This window comes from Pseudomonas sp. 5Ae-yellow (assembly GCF_014077575.1).
Lineage (GTDB): Bacteria > Pseudomonadota > Gammaproteobacteria > Pseudomonadales > Pseudomonadaceae > Halopseudomonas > Halopseudomonas neustonica.
The window spans coordinates 38,964-58,621 of the sequence record NZ_JACGWE010000014.1; the positions used below are offsets into that span (position 1 = coordinate 38,964).

Here is a 19,658-nt window from a genome sequence, read left to right on the forward strand (position 1 = left end):
ACTGGACCCGCATGCTGACTCTGACCGTTATAACCATGATCGTGCTGCTAATGCTGGGCTTCCCCATGATGGTCCCGCTGCTGGTAGCGAGCCTGATGCTGCTGTTTCTCGTTATCGACATGGGTAACGTTGGCCTACTGATGGGGCAAATGATCAGCGGCGTACAGTCCTGGGCCCTGGCCGCCGTGCCGCTATTTATATTTGCGGCAGACCTGATGACCCGAGGACATACCTCACAGCGACTGCTAGACCTCGTACAGAGCTTCGTCGGTCACTTGCGTGGGGGCTTGCCCATCACCACGGCGGCAAGCTGCACATTATTTGGTGCGGTATCGGGCTCTACGCAGGCAACAGTGGTTGCGATGGGTGGACCGATGCGCCCCAAGCTACTGGAAAAAGGCTATTCCGACGCATTCAGTATCGCGCTGATCATCAACGCCAGTGACATCGCCCTGTTAATCCCACCCAGCATCGGCATGATTATCTACGGCGTGGTATCAGGTGCATCCATCGGCGATCTATTTATCGCGGGCATTCTGCCAGGACTGCTGATTCTGCTGCTGATCTCGGTTTATTGCTGGATAACCTCGATTCGCATGGGCATTGAGCCAGAAGAGCGAGCCAGCTGGGCTCATCGCTGTGAGGCATTGAAGAAAGCGATACTACCCCTCGGCTTTCCCCTGGTGGTTGTCGGCGGCATCTACGGCGGCATTTTCAGCCCGACCGAAGCAGCTGCTATTGCTGTACTGTATGCGCTGATTCTCGAAATAGTCATACTGCGATCAGTTAACGTAAAAGAGCTCTGGGATATAGCGCTCTCTACCGGCCTGATCACCGCTGTCGTGTTTATCCTGGTCGCGGCTGGCAACGCCTTTACCTATACGATTTCCTTTGCCGGTATTCCCCAGGCGATTCTTGACCCGGTCATCGCCAGCATCGGTGATAGTCCTACTATGGTGCTAGCGCTGATCGCCGTTTCGTTCTTTATTGGCTGCATGTTCGTTGATCCCATCGTCGTCATCCTGATCCTGACCCCACTGTTCAAACCTGCGGTAGAAGCCTCAGGCCTGGACCCTATTCATGTGGGTGTCATCGTAACCTTGCAGGCTGCGATTGGCTCTGCCACCCCGCCCTTCGGTTGCGACATCTTTACCGCGATGGCGATTTTCCGACGTCCCTACTTCGACGTTATCAGGGGCACGCTGCCCTTCATTTTGATCCTGCTGTTCGCAACACTGCTGCTGGTTATGTTCCCTAGCCTGTCGCTCTGGCTGCCTTCGCTGGCTCACTAAGCTTCATTAAACCGTCCCTGACTCACCTAAAAACCTGAAATCCCTTGCGATGTCGCACGACACAGCAAGGGCCTTGGGCTTTATTTTCAACAAATAGCAAAAACGTGTTTAAAACGAGACCAAAGTCTCATTTTATGACAACCTATCGCCACACCGAATGCCCCATAAAAATAAAGCTGTAGCGAGACCCAAATGACCAACGAGTCCAATGCCTTAACGCTGTCTGCCAATCGCAACGACGCCTCGGCATCGTCCCCCCTATTTCCCCCATTACTTCGCTGCATTGCCTTGCTGGCATGCGAGCTGTTCTTCTTTGTCGCCCTGATATCCATCAGCGACGGCATCCTGTTCTGGGTTGCCATCGCCATGGTAGTCCCCACACTTTTTCTGACCTGGCAGGCTCTGCCGGCTAGTACCAGTGCGGGCCAGTCCATCGGCTCACTACTGAAGAAAATCAACGGCGAACAGATCGACCTGCGCTCACATCCGCAAACCGATATGGATGAGACGTCATAAGAGTTCGCCGAGCTGAATCGACGCTTGCGCAGCGTCATGCTCGACCTTCAACAAAACAGCCTGGCAACAGCTATCGCCTCTGCCAACAGCCGCCTGTTATCAGAGCGGGCGGCTAATGACGCAACGCAGCAACGGACACTCGCGGAGCATATTTTTCATGCCAGCGAACAAACCACTACCGCACTGCAGGATCTCTCGCTACGCGCCACTGGCGTTACCCAGGTTAATACGCGCAACCTGGAAATGGCCCTCGACTCAAAGGTCAGGCTCGCGGACGCACGCGATAAGATGAAGCTGATCAACAATGCGATGTCGGGCTTTCAAAAGAACATCAGCGACCTGGATGCGACCTCAAGCCAGGTACGCGACATTCTCAAAACCGTTCAGGACTTTTCGGCGCAAACCAACATGCTGGCACTTAATGCTGCCATCGAAGCAGCCCGCGCCGGTGAACAGGGCCGTGGCTTTGCCGTCGTAGCCGACGAAGTGAGAAACCTATCGTTCAAGGTCGGAAATGCCGCAGAGCAAATCAGCCAATTGATGGAGAAAATGACGACGGCCATGGCGGGCGCAGAACAACAAACCCGCGGCATGCTTGAGCAAACCGAAGCAACCGGCGCGGCCGTAAGCGGCGCGGCCGATCAATTCGACACTTTGGTAGATGATTTTCAGCACACCAACGATGATCTACTCAGAGTCAGCAGTGCACTGGATGAGTTGACCGTGTCCAATGCAGAAACGCTGCAACATGGCAGCAATATCCGCCAGCTCAGTGAGACTATCTGCCAGCATATGGAAAATGCCTTCACCCAGGCCGATTCACTGCGCGACAACACCAACCTGGCGCTGCGCTCACTAGCCAGCTTCCGTCTGGGCGAAGGCCATCTCGAAGCAGTAACCGAGTTACTGATCAGCCGCCGCCACGCGCTGGAAGAACGTTTGAGCAGCATCGCCAGTAGCGGCGTGGACCTGTTCGACCAACACTACACCCCAATCGCCGGAACCAATCCGCCCAAGCATGATGTCAGTTGGGCAGATAGCTTTATCAAACAGGTACGTCCATTGCTCGACGAGTGGGACAAGGGTGGCCAGGATGGTGTGGTGTACACCGCCGCAGTCAATGAAAAAGGCTACCTGGCGACCAGCCGCAGTGCGTCTTCAAAACCGCCGACCGGTGACGTCAAGATTGATGCCGCGCAGAGCAACTACAAGCGCTTTGCCGTCAGCAACGATAATGACCTGCGGATCATGGCCTCGTGCACGCACATCAATATGGGAACCTTCGTACTCCCCGGCACGCACATTGTGGTCTTTGTTCTGTACGTACCGCTGTTCGTCAAGGGGCGTCGCTGGGGCACCATGTCAGCCGCCGTAATGCCCGCCACTCTGGGCGTTTGATACGAACTTGAAGGCTCAGGCATGCTGCCGACAAAACTCGGCAGCATGCCTGGCCGCCTGCGCAATCAAGTTGCTCTGAGTCAAGCCGCTGCGCTTCAGCGGCGTCAAGTCATGGTCTCCTCCTTCCAGCCAGCGCATCTGCAGATCCGGGTCCAGGGGGTAGCCCTCAATTTCCTGCGGCTTACCGAAGGGGTCACGGGTGCCCTGAATAATGAGACCTGGAAGCGTCACCTGCCGCAGGTGCTCAATGCGCGTCTTCTCAAGCTTACCCGGCGGATGGAAAGGATAACCAAAGCAGATAAAGCCCTGAGCTTCCAGCTCAGCAGCCATCATGCTCGCCACCCGCCCGCCCATCGATTTGCCAGCCAGAAAAAACGGAGCATCGATAGTGCTGCAGAGCTCACGCAAACTCGCCTGAAGCACTGCCATGGGATTTGGCGGCCTCTTCCGCCCGTCTGCGCGCCTGGCTGCCATATAGGGGAACTCAAAGCGCAGCACGCGCAGCCCGTGCGACGCCAACTGCCCGGCCAGCTCTTCCATAAAAGGGCTATCCATAGGTGCGCCGGCGCCGTGCGCTAGCACCAGCGTCACAGCATGCGCGACCTCAGGCTCATTCAATAAAACCGGGTTAGACATATTTTTTCTCAAATGTGCATTGCGACATCTTGTCACAGCAAAAAAGCCCCACGCTGTGCGCTAAAACCAAGCACATATAGCCAGGCCGAATCGCTCATTATCAGCTAGGCTGACAGTAGCAAACAGCCTAAGACCTAGCTATACCCGCCTTCCCCATCAACCAAAGCTGAAAACCAATAAAATCGCGGGTACGCCGGGACCTCGACTGATCAGGCATGGCTAACAGAGCAGGGCTGCAAGAATCGCTACCAGAGCCGCTCCAGAGGCCTTTTCCCTCCGCCAAACAATGACCTATGTCATTGCAATGCGCGCGGGCTTTGCCCATACTTGCCAACGCTTTAATACCCATAAACCAACTGCTATCCGTGGAATCTCGCATGAGCACAGCTACCACTCCGACAGCCTATAATTATAAGGTAGTACGCCAGTTCGCCGTCATGACGGTCGTCTGGGGTATCGTAGGCATGGCCATGGGCGTCTTTATTGCCTCCCAACTGGTCTGGCCCGAACTTAATTTTGGCTTGCCTTGGACCAGCTTTGGGCGTCTTCGTCCATTGCACACAAACGCCGTCATCTTTGCCTTTGGCGGTTCCGCCCTGTTCGCCACGTCATACTATGTCGTACAGCGCACCTCTCAGGCTCGGCTAGTATCCGATGGTCTGGCAGCTTTCACCTTCTGGGGATGGCAGCTGGTTATCGTGTTGGCGGCTATCACGCTGCCACTCGGCTTGACTTCGACCAAAGAGTACGCCGAACTGGAATGGCCGATCGATATCCTGATCGCTGTCGTCTGGGTGAGCTACGCTCTTGTGTTCTTCGGCACCATCATGAAGCGCAAGATGAAGCACATCTATGTCGGTAACTGGTTCTTCGGTGCTTTCATCATCACTGTAGCCGTGCTGCATATTGTGAACAGCATGGCCGTACCGGTCTCGCTGACCAAGTCGTACTCGCTCTACGCTGGTGCGACTGATGCGATGATTCAGTGGTGGTACGGTCACAACGCAGTTGGTTTCTTCCTGACTGCTGGCTTCCTGGGCATGATGTATTACTTCGTACCCAAGCAGGCCGAGCGCCCAATCTACTCGTATCGCTTGTCGATCGTGCACTTCTGGGCCCTGATCTCCATCTATATCTGGGCTGGCCCTCACCACCTGCACTACACCGCGCTGCCTGATTGGGCGCAGTCACTAGGCATGGTGATGTCACTGATTCTGCTGGCTCCGTCCTGGGGTGGCATGATCAACGGCATGATGACGCTCTCTGGTGCCTGGCACAAACTGCGCACCGACCCCATTCTGCGCTTCCTGGTTGTGGCCCTTGCGTTCTACGGCATGTCCACCTTTGAAGGCCCGATGATGGCCATCAAGACCGTGAACGCGCTCTCCCACTACACCGACTGGACCATTGGTCACGTACACGCCGGTGCTCTGGGCTGGGTTGCCATGATTTCGATCGGGTCGCTCTACCACCTGATTCCCAAGGTATTCGGTCGTGAAGCCATGTACAGCACACCGCTGATCAATGCTCACTTCTGGTTGGCAACAATCGGCACCGTGCTCTACATCGTAGCCATGTGGGTAAATGGTATTACCCAGGGTTTGATGTGGCGCGCAGTCAACGTCGACGGCACACCAACCTACTCCTTCGTTGAAGCACTGGAAGCCAGCCATCCGGGTTATATCGTACGGATGATCGGCGGCGCCTTCTTCCTGCTGGGCATGCTGCTGATGGCTTACAACGTTTGGCGTACCGTGCGTCACAGCAAGCCGGCCGCAATTGACGCCGCAGTCCAGACTGCTTGAGGGACGAATTAGATGAAAATGCATGAAACAGTAGAAAAAAACGTAGGCTTGATGGTCGTGCTGATAGTAATTGCTATCAGCTTCGGCGGCCTGGTTCAGATCGTTCCCTTGTTTTTCCAGCCGGAAACAACTCAACCTGTTGAGGGCTTGCGCCCTTACACGGCCGTTGAGCTGGAAGGTCGTGACATCTACATCCGTGAAGGCTGCGTTGGCTGCCACTCGCAGATGATCCGCCCCTTCCGTGCTGAAACCGAGCGTTACGGTCACTATTCCGTTGCTGGCGAAAGCGTATGGGAGCACCCCTTCCTGTGGGGTTCCAAGCGTACTGGCCCGGATCTGGCCCGTGTCGGCAAGCGTTACTCCGACGACTGGCACCGCGCTCACTTGATTAACCCGCGTGACGTGGTACCGGAATCCAAGATGCCCGCCTTCCCATGGCTACAAGACAACGTCCTTGATGGCGAATACACCGCCAAGAAGATGGAAGTTCTGCGCGGAATGGGCGTTCCTTATACTGATGAAGACATCGCCGGCGCCAAGGAAGCGGTTGAGGGAGTCGCCGAAATGGACGCTCTCATCGCTTACCTGCAGCACCTCGGCACTGTCCTCTCGGACCGGTAAGCAACCATGGATATCAATACTCTCCGCGGCCTGGGCACCATCTTCGCGATGCTTGCCTTTATCGGTGTCGTGATATGGGCCTACAGCTCATACAAGAAGAAAGATTTCGACGAAGCAGCCCAGTTGCCCTTCGCCGATGAGAACGACGCCAAGGCCACGGCAGAGCAGCAAGATGATGCTAGGAGTAACAAGTAATGACTAATTTCTGGAGCGGGTACATTGTCGTCCTGACCCTGACTTGTCTGGGCCTGATCCTGTGGTTGCTGCTGGCCACGCGCAAGGGGCAACGCTCTGAGCAAACTGATCAGACCGTCGGCCACAGCTTTGATGGTATTGAAGAGTACGATAACCCCCTGCCCCGCTGGTGGTTTGTATTGTTCATCTCGACCATGGTGTTTGGTGCGTTCTACCTATTCCTGTATCCAGGTCTGGGTAAGTGGGAAGGATACCTGGAGTGGACTCAGGTAAAAGAGTACCAAGATGAGGTCGCCAGGGCAGAAGCACAGTTCGCTCCGATCTTCGCACGCTACAGCGCAATGCAGGTTGAAGAAGTTGCAAAAGATCAGGAAGCCAATCGCATCGGCCAACGCCTGTTTGCTACCAACTGCTCGGTTTGCCACGGCTCCGACGCCCGCGGCGCATTTGGTTTCCCCAACCTGACAGACAACGACTGGCTGTATGGCGGCGACCCGGAAACCATCAAAACCACACTGCGCGGTGGCCGTCAGGCTGCAATGCCAGCATGGCTTGGGGTTATCGGTGAAGATGGCGTGCGCAACGTTTCGGGTTATGTGCGCAGCTTGTCCGGCCTGGAAACAGAGAATGTCGATCTGGCAGCCGGTGCAGAAACGTTCAAGAATACCTGCGTAGCTTGTCACGGCGCGAATGGCGAAGGGAACCAGCAAATGGGTGCTCCGAACCTGACCGACGACATCTGGCTCTACGGGTCCAGCTTCCTGCAGGTACAGCAGACGCTGCGCTATGGCCGTAACGGTCATATGCCTTCGCAAGCACACCTGGGAGAAGACAAGATCCACATGCTCGCCTCCTATATCTACAGCCTGTCCCACAAGGACGAGCAATAAGCTGTAGTTAGCGCATAATGAAGGCAGTATCAGATGGGGGAACTTGGTTCCCCCATCTTGTTTCCGCCTATTACTCAGCGCGACCACCGGTCGCATTGTGCATATTGCCAATCCAGTTTATTTTCAATAATGCGGGCAAAGTCTGACCCCACGCGAGGCCAGTCCGCCCACACTTCCTTTCGCCTGAGAGGGTCAGCCTGATATGAGCAACAAAATCCCAGTAGAAGACGTCACACCCAAGGTCGAAACCTACGACCTGTACGCCAAGCGTGACAAGATTCAAACGCGTTCCTACCATGGACTCTTCAAGAAGATTCGGGTCGCCGGAGCAGGATTTCTGTTTCTGCTGTATTTCGGTACCGTCTGGCTCAAATGGGGTGACCGCCCTGCCGTACTCTGGGATCTGCCCGCGCGTCAATTCCATATCTTTAGCGCCACCTTTCAGCCGGAAGACTTCTTCCTGCTTTCATTTCTGCTAATCATCTGCGCCTTTGGTCTGTTCTTCATCACCGTGTTCGCTGGCCGCGTATGGTGCGGCTATACCTGTCCGCAAACCGTCTGGACCTGGGTCTTTATGTGGGCCGAGCGCGTTGCCGAAGGCGAGCGCAATGCGCGCATCAAGCTCGACAACGCGCCCATGAGCATCAATAAATTCCTGCGCCGCACAGCCAAACACAGCATTTGGCTGCTGGTCTCGCTAGCCACCGCATTGACCTTCGTCGGCTATTTCACGCCGATTCGCGGCTTGATCATGGATATGTTTACCTGGCAGATGGCCGGCTGGTCGCTGTTTTGGGTATTCTTCTTTACCGCTGCGACCTACATAAACGCCGGCTGGCTGCGCGAACAGGTATGCATCTACATGTGTCCCTACGCGCGCTTCCAAAGCGTTATGTTCGATGCCGACACGCTTATTGTTTCCTATGATACAGCGCGCGGCGAGCCACGCGGCTCCCGTAAAAAAGGCATCGACCCGGCAACCGTCGGCAAAGGCGACTGCATCGACTGCGAAATCTGCGTACAGGTATGCCCTACCGGCATCGATATTCGCGACGGATTGCAGATCGAGTGCATCAGTTGTACCGCCTGTATAGACGCCTGCGATGAGGTCATGGAGAAGATGGATTATCCGCAGGGCCTGATTCGCTACACTACCGAGCACAGCCTGGAGGGCAAACCAACCAAGGTATTCCGCCCGCGGCTGTTTGGCTATGGCACTGCGTTGCTGGTAATGATTGGCCTGTTTATCATTACCGTAGGCAACATCTCGCAGGTTTCACTGGATATCGAACGCGATCGAAATGTTCTGTATAGAGAAACTCGCAGCGGTCAGATAGAGAACGTGTACATTGTCAAAATCTTTAACAAGGGCGCCACTGAGCGCAGCTACAACCTGAGCATGAAAGGCCACCCAGGGCTCACCCTGGAATTGCCCGATAGCCGCCTGACAGTAGGTCCTAGCAGTAAGTTGCAGCTGCCATTGAATGTGCAGATAGACCCGGCCGCACTGGATGGTGAAACCAACATTCCGATTACCTTCGAAGTCATCGCCACAGATGACGACAGCATCAGTGCCAAATCGGAAAGCCGGTTTTTGGCCCCCAAAGTACGTTAAAGGCTGTTACGTTAATGACCACAGGAACAAGTATGTCGCACGACAACATCAGCACGCCCTGGTACAAGCAATTCTGGGCATGGTTCGTCATAGCCATCCTCGCCTTTGCCGTCTTTATTGGCCTGGGGCTGCTGTTTGTGGCCACGATGAACCCTGACAGCCTGGTACGTGACAACTATTACACTGAAGGCAAGGCAATCAACATGTACCTGGGGCGCGACCATATGGCGCGCGACCTCAATGTAGTTGCCGACTTCAGTGTTGATGAGGTAACCGGCGACGTCAGCCTGCAGTTGCAAGGCGACTTTGTCGCCCTGCCGCGCAGCCTGACCCTGGATCTGATTTCTCCCACCCATGCTTCACTGGATCATGCGGTCTCCTTGCGCCAGATCAAAGGCAACACCTACACAGGTCAACTGGAACAAAAGATCGAAGGCAGACGCTACATTGAGCTCAGTGATCCGGACAAACCCGGTGACCAGGGCTGGCGCCTGACCGGCGAAGTACACCTGGCGCCAGGACAGCCATACCAGATCACCGCGCAGTAACAAATGGCGCAACCCACCCCCTGCTTTCATTGCGGCGAACCGGTGCCTACCGGCGCGCCCTGGCATGTGCAAATCCTGAGTGAGCAGCAACCAATGTGCTGCCCCGGCTGCCAGGCGGTCGCGCAAGCAATCTGCAACGCAGGCCTGGAGTCATACTACCAACACCGCACCGAACGCTCTGCCAATCCCGAGGCCATGCCTCGGGTGCTGCAGGAAGAGCTTGAGCTCTATGATCGCGAAGACGTACAACAGCGCTATACCCAGAGCAGCGGAGAGCAACAGCAAATTCAATTGCTGATCGAAGGCATTAGCTGTGCTGCCTGCTGCTGGCTGATTGAACGTCACCTGCGGGCAGAGCCCGGGGTTGTCGAAGCCAACCTGAACATGGGCAACCAACGCCTCAACCTGACGTGGCACGCGAGCGAAGCCAAGCTGTCCGCGCTGATCGCCGGGCTACGCCGTATCGGCTATACCGCGCACCCATACGAGCCCGACAAGGCCGGTGAGCAAATCGCGCTGGAAAATCGTCGCTATCTGCGGCGCTTAGGGCTGGCTGGCTTGATGTTCATGCAAGTGATGATGGCCACCATGGCACTCTATGAGGAGTTCGATCAGGACCTGACCGAAGGCATGGCTCATCTGTTGCGCTGGGCAAGTTTACTGATGACCACGCCGGTTGTGTTCTACAGCTGCGCGCCCTTCTTTCAGGGCGCCTGGCGTGACCTTAAAAATCATCGCCTCAGTATGGATGTATCCGTGTCGCTCGCTATTGGCGGCGCTTATCTTGCCGGGATTTGGGCTACGGTTACCGGTACCGGCGAGGTCTACTTTGATTCCGTCACCATGTTTGCCTTCTTCCTGCTGGCCGGTCGCTACCTGGAGCGACGCGCACGGCAGCGCACGGTCGAAAGCACCGCTCGACTGGTCAACCTGCTACCACCCAGTGCCGTGCGTATTCAGTCCGACGGCAGCAGTCAGCGCATCATGCTGGATGAGCTCAAGGTCGGCGACGCGGTCGAGGTAAAGCCTGGCGAGAGCATCCCGGCGGACGGTCGTATCCTGCGCGGCACCAGCAGCGTTGACGAATCGGCGCTATCGGGCGAATACCTGCCTATAGCTAAAAGTGCGGGTGACCTGGTTACTGCCGGAACGCTGAATGTCGAGGGCCCCATGCAGATAGAGGTGACTGCATTAGGCGAGGAAACACGCCTGTCGGCTATTGTTCGCCTGCTGGAGCGCGCGCAATCCGACAAGCCGAGACTGGCCAAACTGGCCGATCAGGTCGCGCAGTACTTTCTGCTGATTGTACTGCTCAGTGTGGTTGCGGTCGGCGGCGCCTGGTGGGTGCTAAGCGACGGGCATACCGCGTTCTGGATAGTGCTTGCCATGCTGGTAGCCACCTGCCCTTGCGCACTCTCGCTGGCTACACCGACCGCCCTGACTACGGCGACAGGAAGCCTGCACAAGTTAGGACTCTTGATCACCCGTGGTCACGTGCTGGAAGGCATCAACCAGATTACCACCGTCATTCTGGATAAAACCGGAACCTTGACCGAGGGGCGCATGACCCTTGAGCAAATCCAACCCTTTGCGAATCATGATAGCGAGCAGGCGCTGCGCTGGGCGAGCATGCTGGAAAGCGGTTCTGAACACCCTATCGCCCGCGCCTTCGGCCGGAGCATGCTCAGCGCGAGCGAGCTCAGCAGCGTTCCCGGGCAAGGCCTGCAAGGCGACTGCGATGGCATCACCTTGCGTATTGGCAAGCCCGATTTCGTCAGCGCACTGGGTCACTACAGCGCTCCTGACTACCCCGATTCGCCAGGCCAGTGGTTGCTGCTCGGCAGCGCCGCCGGGCCGATTGCCTGGTTCGCGCTCAATGACCGTCTGCGTAGCGATGCCGTCGCCATGGTTGCAGCACTGCAGAGTCAGGGACTGCGCGTCGTTCTGTTATCCGGCGACCAGTCTCCGGTAGTGCAGCGCATGGCTGCCACTCTCAACATCAGTGAAGCCATCGGCAACGCCAGCCCGGACGATAAGCTGGCCTTTGTTCAGGCCCAGCAAGCGCGCGGTGAGAAGGTATTGATGCTGGGAGACGGTGTAAACGATGTGCCGGTGCTAGCCAGTGCTGACATCTCAGTCGCCATGGGCAACGCTTCTGATCTGGCCAAGACCAATGCCGATGCGGTGCTGCTCAACAGCCGCTTGCTCACTCTGGTCGACAGCATGCAGATAGCCAAACGCACGCGCGCCATCATGATTGAGAATCTCTGCTGGGCGAGCCTGTATAATCTTGCGGTATTACCCCTCGCGGCGCTCGGCATGGTCACACCGGCCTGGGCTGCACTTGGCATGTCCGCAAGCTCGCTACTGGTGGTGCTCAACGCGCTGCGCCTGACGCGAGTCACGGTGCAGCCTCAACCACCGGCCCGCTCAACCTTGGAGGTCAGTGCATGACGGTACTTTACATTCTGGTCCCCATTGCAATCTTACTGGTGATCCTGGCCATCTGGGTATTCAACTGGGCGGTCAACAACGGGCAATACGACGATCTGGATAGTCCGGCGCACAGTATTTTATTTGACGAAGATGACCCAGCTCACCTAGCCGCCCAAAGCCAGCACGATAAAGCCAAAACTGGCGATGAAAGCCCTGATGATAAATCGGTATGACGGCTGACTTGCTGCCGCAACTATTTACTGCTTTGGCGCTTGGCCTGCTCGGCGGCGGCCATTGCATTGGCATGTGCGGCGGACTTATGGGCGCGCTCACCATGGCCATACCTGCCAAACAGCGCCAGGGCTGGCCATTGTGGCGCATTTTGCTTAGCTACAACCTCGGCCGCATCGCCAGCTATACCCTCGCAGGCGGCTTGCTCGGCAGCTTTGGCTGGGCACTGCAGGGAATGGGACTGGGTCCTGTATTACGGACCATAGCCGGCCTACTGATGATTTGCATGGGCCTCTACCTTGCCAACTGGTGGTCTGGCCTTACTCGCATTGAAAGCCTGGGACGCGGCCTATGGCGGCACATAGAGCCGCGCGCGCGCAAGCTCTTGCCTGTCGAGCGCCCACGACAAGCATTGCTCTTAGGCGCGCTCTGGGGCTGGCTACCCTGCGGTCTGGTATACAGCTCGCTGGTCTGGGCCAGCAGTCATGGCAGTGGCGCCACCTCTGCCCTGCTGATGCTCGCATTTGGTGTTGGCACCCTGCCCACCTTGCTGGCAACGGGCGCTGCCGCAGACAAGCTCACTGCGCTGCTGCGCAAGCGCACCTTGCGCATTGGCGCTGCGAGCCTGATCATCGCATTTGGCCTATGGACGCTCCCCGGACCGCATCAGCACTGGATTATCAGCAAGCTGACACCACCTGCCAGCGTGCAACAGCCGGATAACCAGCAGCATAGTCACCACTAACAGCAACATCTTGAGCACACCCCGAGGTGAAACCCATCGGGCCTTGTTGTACTCTTGCAACCAACGCCTGTACACCAAGACTGAAGAGACACTTTTGCCATGACTGACGCCATTAAACTTCGTGCATTGCCAGAGGCCCACTGCAAAGATTGCAGCCTGGCCACCATGTGCCTGCCACTGGCGCTGCATGACAAGGATATGGATACGCTTGACGACATCGTCAAACGTGGCAAGCCGCTGCGCAAGGGTGAGCTGCTGTTTCGTCAGGGCGACACCTTCAGTTCGGTCTACGCGCTTCGCTCCGGTACTATCAAGACGTTCAGCGTTGACGATGCTGGCATAGAGCAAATAACCGGGTTTCATCTGGCAGGTGAACTGATCGGCCTGTCCGGCATGGATGGTGATCGCCAGCCGCTGTCGGCCATGGCGCTGGAGACTACCTCGATTTGCGAAATCCCCTACGAGCGGCTTGATGACCTAACGGCTAATATCCCCGGCTTGCGCCGCCAGGTAATGCGCTTGATGAGCCGAGAGATCCGCGAAGATCAACAAATGATGTTACTGCTGTCGAAAAAAACCGCCGACGAGCGTATCGCGACCCTGCTGATCAACCTGTCAGCTCGTTTTCGCTCCCGCGGTTACTCAGCCAATCGCTTTCGACTGGCGATGTCACGCAATGATATCGGCAACTATCTGGGCCTCGCCGTCGAAACCGTATCGCGTGTTTTCACGCGCTTTCAGCAACAAGGGCTGGTTGCCGCCGAAGGTAAGCAAATTGATATTCTTGACCACGCCGAGCTCTGTGCTCTGGCCGGTGGCCAACTCGATTGATCCGCAGGAAAGCCCATGATTTTTGACGAATACACCATCAAGTCGCTGATCCGTCCGGTACCGGATTTTCCCAAGGTCGGCGTCACCTTTCGCGACATCACGCCGCTGTACCACTCACCACGCGCCATGCGCATGGTTGCCGACAGCCTGATTCAGCGCTACGTCGAGTCGCCGGTAACTCATATCGGCGCCATTGATGCCCGTGGCTTTCTGCTCGGCGCGGTATTGGCTTACGAGCTGAACAAACCTCTGGTGCTATTTCGCAAAGCAGGCAAATTACCAGCCGACACCCTGCGTGAAAGTTATGCAACTGAATACAGCGAAACCACACTGGAAATGCACCGTGACGCCCTGAGTGGCGGTGAACAGGTGTTGCTGCTCGATGACCTGATTGCCACCGGCGGCACCTTTCTCGCCGCAGCACGACTGGTACGCCAATCCGGCGCCCATGTTTATGAAGCCGCTGCCATCATCGACCTGCCCGACCTTGGCGGCTCCCGCAGTATGCAGGATGCCGGCATTCCGACCTTCACTCTCTGCGCCTTTGCCGAGGACGAACAGTAGAAGCCCTCCGGCTGGCAGCACTGGCCAGCCAAGGCATTCACCGACAACGCCCATGAACGATAATATCCTGAACCTTGCTAGTCCCTGGCGTCAGCGCCTGGCTGAATGGCTGGAACGTGCGTCCGTGCAATATCTCGTTACCGGACTGATCCTGATCAATGCAGTGATCCTTGGCCTGGAAACCTCCAGCACCGCCATGCAGCAGTGGGGCCATTGGCTGAGAACACTGGATCAGTTGATTCTCGCCTGCTTCGTTGTCGAGATCGCGCTTCGCTTCACCGCGCATGGCTGGCGCCTGCTGCGTGATCCCTGGGGTCTTTTCGACACGCTCGTCATTGCCATAGCGCTGATTCCAGCCAGTGGGCCTTTGGCGGTATTGCGAGCGTTACGGGTGCTGCGGGTTTTGCGCCTGATTTCACTGGTACCCAGCATGAAGATGGTGGTCCAGTCACTGCTGGCCTCCTTGCCCGGCATGGGCAGTATTGTCGCGCTGCTTGGCCTGGTTTTCTACGTAGCCGCCGTCATCGCTACACAACTATTCGGCGAGCAATTTCCGCAGTGGTTTGGCACCCTGGGCGACAGCCTTTACACCCTGTTTCAGGTAATGACGCTGGAGAGCTGGTCGATGGGTATCGTCCGGCCGGTGATGGAAGAGTTCCCCTACGCCTGGCTGTACTTCATACCCTTTATTCTGATTGCCACCTTCATGATGCTGAACCTGTTCATCGCCGTCATTGTCGATGCCATTCAGAATCAGCGCGAAAAGGTCGCAGAGCAAGAGCAGGAACAGGCGCCACCCAGCGAGAGTGCGCTGCTGTTGGAAGAAGTGCGCCAGCTACGTGCTGAATTGCGCATACTGCAGCAGCGTCTACCGCCCAACGAGCCCTAAAGCACATCTTTGATCCTGGGCGCTAGACCTGGCAACTGCAGTTACTTATCATCTGCGTTGTTCAAAATAAAAAGCCTACCCTGCCACCTGGCTAGAAGGTAGCTGCCGAGGATGATCAAGATGCCTAGTAATCTGCCGCCGGATACCCGGCTGCTGTTGATTGATGATCACCAGATATACCTTGACGGGCTCAGCCTCACACTGGGTAGCCTCTGCGAGGGAGTGAAGCTGGACCACGCTCACAATGCGGCGCAAGCCATACAGCAAGTCCAGTCCAATACCTATGACCTTATCCTGCTCGACTTGCAGCTACCGGACAGCAGCGGCCTAGCCTTGCTACAGCGGTTGAACGCAATAGATGCAATGGTACCCGTCGCCATTCTTACCGCCAGCAATAGCCCCAGTGACCTTGATGCCGCCCTCCAGCTTGGCGCCGCCGGATTTATCAGTAAAACCGCCGACGGCAAGACCCTGATTGAAGCGGTTACGCAGCTCCTGTTCGGCGCGCAAGTAGTGATCGGTGATGAAAGTCGGCCGCTGGACCGCCAGAGTAGCGCACGCGATGTCGGCATCACACCAAGACAACTGGAGATTCTGGACCTGCTAGCCGAAGGGCTGCCAAACAAGGTGATATGCCAGCGTCTCTGTTTGTCCGAAGACACCGTAAAGACGCACCTCAAGGCGCTTTTTTCCTCACTGGACTGCCACAACCGTACCGAGTGCGTCAGCAATGCACGCAAGCTGGGGCTGGTTAGTTTTTAACCGCTCATTTGCTTAACGACAAGAGTTTATGCACCACTCGGCGCAAGCGCGCTGGCAGGACCGGCTTGTAAAGCACCTCGACATCCGCCAGGCGCGCAGACTCGCCCAACTCCTCAGAGGTATCCGCGGTCACCAAGGCAGCGGGGCCGGCAAAAATAGCCTGATCGCGCAGCGCGCGAATCAAATCCAGTCCGTCGCTATCGCCCTCAAGACGATAATCAGTCAACAGCACATCAACGCCTATGCTATTCAGGCCATCAATCGCCTCATCGGCACTTTCGAACGCCCAGACGATGCAACCCCAAGACGACAGCAAGGTCTGCATTGCCTCGCGGCTAATCCGATCATTTTCAATCAGCGCAATCCGGCCATTCAGTGCAGGCGCCTGGGCCTGTGTCGGCGTATCTGGTTGCGCTTGCCATTCGCCCAGCGGCACCTCGAACCAGAACAGCGCGCCCTCGCCCGCGACCGAGCTTACGCCGGATGGATACTTCAACAGATGAACGATCTGTCTGCAGATACTCAACCCTAACCCTACGCCCTTATCCAGCGTACGGGCAGGATTTCGGAGTTGAGTAAACTCCTCAAAAATACGCTCCTGATCAGCCTCAGCCAATCCACAGCCATCATCCACCACACTGATACGCAAACTGTTATCCAGGCGCTGCACCTCAATACTGACCGTACTGGCGTCAGCATGAATCAGGGCATTATTCAGATAGTTGCGAATAAGGCGTTCCAGCAGCACTGGGTCACTCGAAACAGCATAGGCTTTATTGCACTCCAACTGCAGGCGGATATTGCGCCGTGCAGCAAAGGGCTCAAGGCTATCGAGTAACTGACGCAACCAGGGTGCCAGGTTGAACGAGCGACGCTGCGCCCGCACCATCCCGACCGACAGCCGAGAGATATCCAATAGCGAGTTCAGCATGGCCTGCAACAATTGAGTCGAATCACTCAGCTTAGCTACCGTTTTGTTTGCTTCAGGGCTGTCTACCTGCTCGTAAAGATGCTGAATAAACAAAGACATGGCATGCAAAGGCTGCCGTAGATCGTGGCTAGCCGTGGCCAAAAAGCGTGTCTTGCTCTGACTTTCGCGCTCAGCACGACTGCGCGCAGCTTCCAGTAGCTTTTCGTTCAAGTAGGCGCGCCGTTGCATGTATTCATACAAGTAGGCACCAAAGGCGCCCATCAACGTAAAGTTGATCAGATAGATGCTGCTGGAGATCACCGTCGACCGGCTGGAACCAATGCCGTACTCGGCAAGCAAATAAACCACGACGATTGCAAGAGAGCCCACAGTGGCATGGCGCATGGGCAGACCTAATAAAAACATACCGGACAGTAACACCACGTATAAACCGTCATGGGTGATCCGTATCGGCACGTCGGCCAGGCGCGCGGCTATGATCACCATCGCCACCATCAAACCCGTGCAGAAGTAGGCAAAAGTCGACACAGCAAAAGCGCGGTAAGGTGCAACCCGTCCCGCGCGATTGGAATAGAACAACGCAAAAATCATCACCATCAGCGCCACGCCTCGCACGCTCAAGGTGTAATTCCTTACCCAGTCAGGCAGATAGATGACGTCGAGCAGCATAAAAAACAGCATGAAGGCGATGCTTGAGATAGCGACTATTTTTGCGCGCGCACACATTTTACCGTGCAGGTAGAGCTGAAAATCAGGCTCCAGCTGTGCACTGAAGCGCAGCCGGGCAAAACCTCGCGCCTGCCCCAGCAGTGCCGGTTCATCTACAACGGCACCGGCAGCGGTGAGCCGCATATCGCTCATCATTTTTCATCCATTTTTATTGTAATAATCCAGCTTATATACCCAGCCGTTATATCCGCAAAACCGAATTGCATAAAATAATTTAAAAACAATGCTTTACAGCGTCAATTTACGACTACGCTTCACCTTAGGCAGATAAACAACAGGATGTAGTCGTGATTGCCAACCCGCTCTTGCAAGCACCACAAGTAACCAATACTCAGGACCTCTTCCCTCTTAATCTGCTGGCCCTCAGTGCAGCTGACAATTTGTTGGAAAACATTCTCCGCCCCACCCTCACCTATCTAGGCGTCACCTGCATAGCGATGGAGCAGTTACTCCTCGGCACCCTGCTTACCACGGCCCGCCTCTCAGCATTGCAGCGCAACGAGCAGGCCATTGGCCCGTATGCAATAACGCCTGAACAGCACACCGAGATCTGGGACAAGCACCTGGCCTTGCAGCCTGAACTAGCCAGCAAGATACGAGGACTGGCCAGCCAGCACTGTTTTCTGCATAACCCACATGCCGAGCTGGGCTACAACCTGGGCTACGCCACGGCCATCGCCTGGCTAATCTACGAGCGTCAGCAATTGTCTATCGGGAGCCACAGCGATCTACCAAGCCTAGCGCGAATATGGGAACGCTCCTACCCCCATAGAGGTGGTCGTGCGCAAGATTTCTTGCGCGCCTGGCGGTCGGCCTGCAAAGCAGCCAGCCCAGTCTCGGCCTGATCAATAGCGCCCTATCAAGCCAACCCGGGTCAACTTGACCCCGTTATAGCGGGCGCGCACTCTGACGCAGCGCCATTGTCGTGGCGCCCTTCCATGCTAACCACCGTGCCGGAGACCCTTTATGCCGCAATCAGCCAAGATCAACCGCCAGATTCTACTTGCTTCACGCCCAGTGGGCGCACCTACCGCTGCCAATTTCAACCTGGTCGAGACGGCCATCCCAACTGTCGCTGACGGTCAGATGCTGCTGCGCAATAAGTGGATGTCGCTGGATCCTTACATGCGTGGCCGCATGAGCGACGCGAAATCCTACGCTGATCCAGTGCCGGTGGGTGGTGTCATGACCTGCGCCACCGTCAGCGAAGTGATGGAATCCAAACTGGAAGGCTATGCCGCGGGCGACCTGGTCATGAGTTTCGGTTCAGGCTGGCAGGATTACACGCTGTCTGACGGGGCCATGGTATTTCGCCTCGACAAGCAGATGAAAGAGCCTTCACAGGCGCTCGGCGTGCTCGGCATGCCTGGCTTTACTGGCTATATGGGTCTGACCGACATTGGCCAACCCAAGCAAGGCGAGACTGTCGTCGTTGCCGCTGCAACCGGGCCGGTAGGCACCGTTGTCGGTCAGGTTGCCAAACTGATGGGCTGTCACGTTGTCGGCATCGCCGGCGGTGAAGAAAAGTGCCGCTACGCTGTCGAAGAGCTGGGTTTTGATGCCTGTATCGACCACAAAGACGTCGGCCTCAATGACCAACTCGCCGCCGCCTGCCCCAAGGGCATCGACGTGTATTTCGAAAATGTGGGTGGCAAGGTATTTGACGCTGTTATGCCTCTGCTTAATGCCCATGCGCGTATCCCGCTGTGCGGCCTGATCGCCCAGTACAACGCCACCGAGCTACCCGCCGGCCCGGACCGCACAGCGCAATTGATGCGTTTGATATTGAGCCAGCGCATTCGTATGCAGGGCTTTATCATTTTCGACAACTACGGCAATCACTTCCCCGAGTTCCTGAAGACCATGACGCCCTGGGTTGAATCAGGCAAGGTGCGGGTTAAAGAGGATCGCGTGGAGGGTCTGGAGAATGCACCAGAGGCCTTTATGGGGCTGCTCGAAGGTAAGAACTTTGGCAAGTTGGTGGTTAAGATTGCGGATTGATTTGGGGTGTCAGCAAGACAGTT

General features: G+C 56.4%; 20 protein-coding genes. 18 read left to right on the forward strand and 2 right to left on the reverse strand.

Translation table 11 applies throughout. The annotated features are described in order from the left end of the window. Positions 1-11: 11 nt before the first annotated feature. The 3 genes from H4J77_RS10640 (at position 12) to H4J77_RS10650 (ending at position 3,206) form a co-directional block, all read left to right on the forward strand. On the forward strand, positions 12-1,292 hold the full coding sequence (locus H4J77_RS10640; protein WP_123890658.1) for a TRAP transporter large permease: 1,281 nt from the start codon (positions 12-14) through the stop codon (positions 1,290-1,292). 192 nt (positions 1,293-1,484) lie between these two features. Beyond that, entirely contained in the window at positions 1,485-1,808 is a 324-nt protein-coding gene (locus H4J77_RS10645) for a hypothetical protein (RefSeq protein ID WP_182248278.1), read from the forward strand. A 309-nt stretch (positions 1,809-2,117) separates the two neighbouring features. Beyond that, positions 2,118-3,206, forward strand: a complete 1,089-nt coding sequence (locus tag H4J77_RS10650; RefSeq protein WP_404940771.1) for a methyl-accepting chemotaxis protein — start codon at positions 2,118-2,120, stop codon at positions 3,204-3,206. Positions 3,207-3,221: 15 nt separating this feature from the next. On the opposite strand, the gene H4J77_RS10655 is transcribed toward H4J77_RS10650, so the two are convergent. Next, a complete protein-coding gene (locus H4J77_RS10655; protein WP_182248282.1) occupies positions 3,222-3,842 on the reverse strand; it encodes an alpha/beta family hydrolase in 621 nt (206 codons plus the stop codon). A gap of 377 nt (positions 3,843-4,219) precedes the next feature. Between H4J77_RS10655 and ccoN the strand changes: the two genes are divergently transcribed. From ccoN to H4J77_RS10720, 13 genes are all read left to right on the forward strand, one after another. After that, complete coding sequence (ccoN, locus tag H4J77_RS10660) at positions 4,220-5,647, forward strand: cytochrome-c oxidase, cbb3-type subunit I (protein WP_182248284.1); 1,428 nt, start codon at positions 4,220-4,222, stop codon at positions 5,645-5,647. A 12-nt stretch (positions 5,648-5,659) separates the two neighbouring features. Beyond that, positions 5,660-6,268, forward strand: a complete 609-nt coding sequence (gene ccoO, locus H4J77_RS10665) for a cytochrome-c oxidase, cbb3-type subunit II (RefSeq protein WP_182248286.1) — start codon at positions 5,660-5,662, stop codon at positions 6,266-6,268. 6 nt (positions 6,269-6,274) lie between these two features. Then, positions 6,275-6,463 (forward strand): cbb3-type cytochrome c oxidase subunit 3, encoded by a 189-nt coding sequence (locus H4J77_RS10670; protein WP_182248288.1) that lies wholly within the window; start codon positions 6,275-6,277, stop codon positions 6,461-6,463. Further along, positions 6,463-7,353 carry a cytochrome-c oxidase, cbb3-type subunit III gene (gene ccoP / locus H4J77_RS10675; protein ID WP_182248290.1) on the forward strand — a complete coding sequence of 297 codons (891 nt, stop codon included), beginning with the start codon at positions 6,463-6,465 and terminating at the stop codon, positions 7,351-7,353. The genes H4J77_RS10670 and ccoP overlap by 1 nt, the downstream gene beginning before the upstream one ends. 202 nt (positions 7,354-7,555) lie before the next feature. Continuing rightward, positions 7,556-8,968, forward strand: a complete 1,413-nt coding sequence (gene ccoG / locus H4J77_RS10680) for a cytochrome c oxidase accessory protein CcoG (RefSeq protein ID WP_182248292.1) — start codon at positions 7,556-7,558, stop codon at positions 8,966-8,968. 32 nt (positions 8,969-9,000) lie between these two features. Next, positions 9,001-9,516 carry a FixH family protein gene (locus H4J77_RS10685; RefSeq protein ID WP_158611294.1) on the forward strand — a complete coding sequence of 172 codons (516 nt, stop codon included), beginning with the start codon at positions 9,001-9,003 and terminating at the stop codon, positions 9,514-9,516. Between the two features lie 3 nt (positions 9,517-9,519). Further along, positions 9,520-11,970, forward strand: a complete 2,451-nt coding sequence (locus tag H4J77_RS10690; protein WP_182248294.1) for a heavy metal translocating P-type ATPase — start codon at positions 9,520-9,522, stop codon at positions 11,968-11,970. Further along, entirely contained in the window at positions 11,967-12,185 is a 219-nt protein-coding gene (gene ccoS / locus H4J77_RS10695) for a cbb3-type cytochrome oxidase assembly protein CcoS (protein WP_123890648.1), read from the forward strand. The genes H4J77_RS10690 and ccoS overlap by 4 nt, the downstream gene beginning before the upstream one ends. After that, positions 12,182-12,928 carry a sulfite exporter TauE/SafE family protein gene (locus H4J77_RS10700; protein WP_182248296.1) on the forward strand — a complete coding sequence of 249 codons (747 nt, stop codon included), beginning with the start codon at positions 12,182-12,184 and terminating at the stop codon, positions 12,926-12,928. Before ccoS ends, H4J77_RS10700 begins: the two co-directional genes overlap by 4 nt. Positions 12,929-13,027: 99 nt before the next feature. Further along, a complete protein-coding gene (gene fnr, locus H4J77_RS10705; RefSeq protein WP_123890646.1) occupies positions 13,028-13,759 on the forward strand; it encodes a fumarate/nitrate reduction transcriptional regulator Fnr in 732 nt (243 codons plus the stop codon). Between the two features lie 15 nt (positions 13,760-13,774). Next, positions 13,775-14,323 (forward strand): adenine phosphoribosyltransferase, encoded by a 549-nt coding sequence (locus tag H4J77_RS10710; protein WP_123890645.1) that lies wholly within the window; start codon positions 13,775-13,777, stop codon positions 14,321-14,323. Between the two features lie 52 nt (positions 14,324-14,375). Further along, on the forward strand, positions 14,376-15,212 hold the full coding sequence (locus tag H4J77_RS10715; protein ID WP_182248298.1) for an ion transporter: 837 nt from the start codon (positions 14,376-14,378) through the stop codon (positions 15,210-15,212). Between the two features lie 120 nt (positions 15,213-15,332). Next, complete coding sequence (locus H4J77_RS10720) at positions 15,333-15,974, forward strand: response regulator transcription factor (protein WP_220469329.1); 642 nt, start codon at positions 15,333-15,335, stop codon at positions 15,972-15,974. A 4-nt stretch (positions 15,975-15,978) separates the two neighbouring features. On the opposite strand, the gene H4J77_RS10725 is transcribed toward H4J77_RS10720, so the two are convergent. Next, positions 15,979-17,769, reverse strand: coding sequence for a hybrid sensor histidine kinase/response regulator (locus tag H4J77_RS10725; protein ID WP_182248302.1), 1,791 nt, complete (start codon positions 17,767-17,769; stop codon positions 15,979-15,981). Positions 17,770-17,921: 152 nt separating this feature from the next. On the opposite strand from H4J77_RS10725, the gene H4J77_RS10730 reads away from it, so the two are divergent. Then, complete coding sequence (locus H4J77_RS10730; RefSeq protein WP_182248304.1) at positions 17,922-18,479, forward strand: hypothetical protein; 558 nt, start codon at positions 17,922-17,924, stop codon at positions 18,477-18,479. Positions 18,480-18,600: 121 nt separating this feature from the next. Continuing rightward, positions 18,601-19,635, forward strand: coding sequence for an NADP-dependent oxidoreductase (locus H4J77_RS10735; protein ID WP_182248306.1), 1,035 nt, complete (start codon positions 18,601-18,603; stop codon positions 19,633-19,635). The last annotated feature ends 23 nt before the right edge of the window (positions 19,636-19,658 follow it).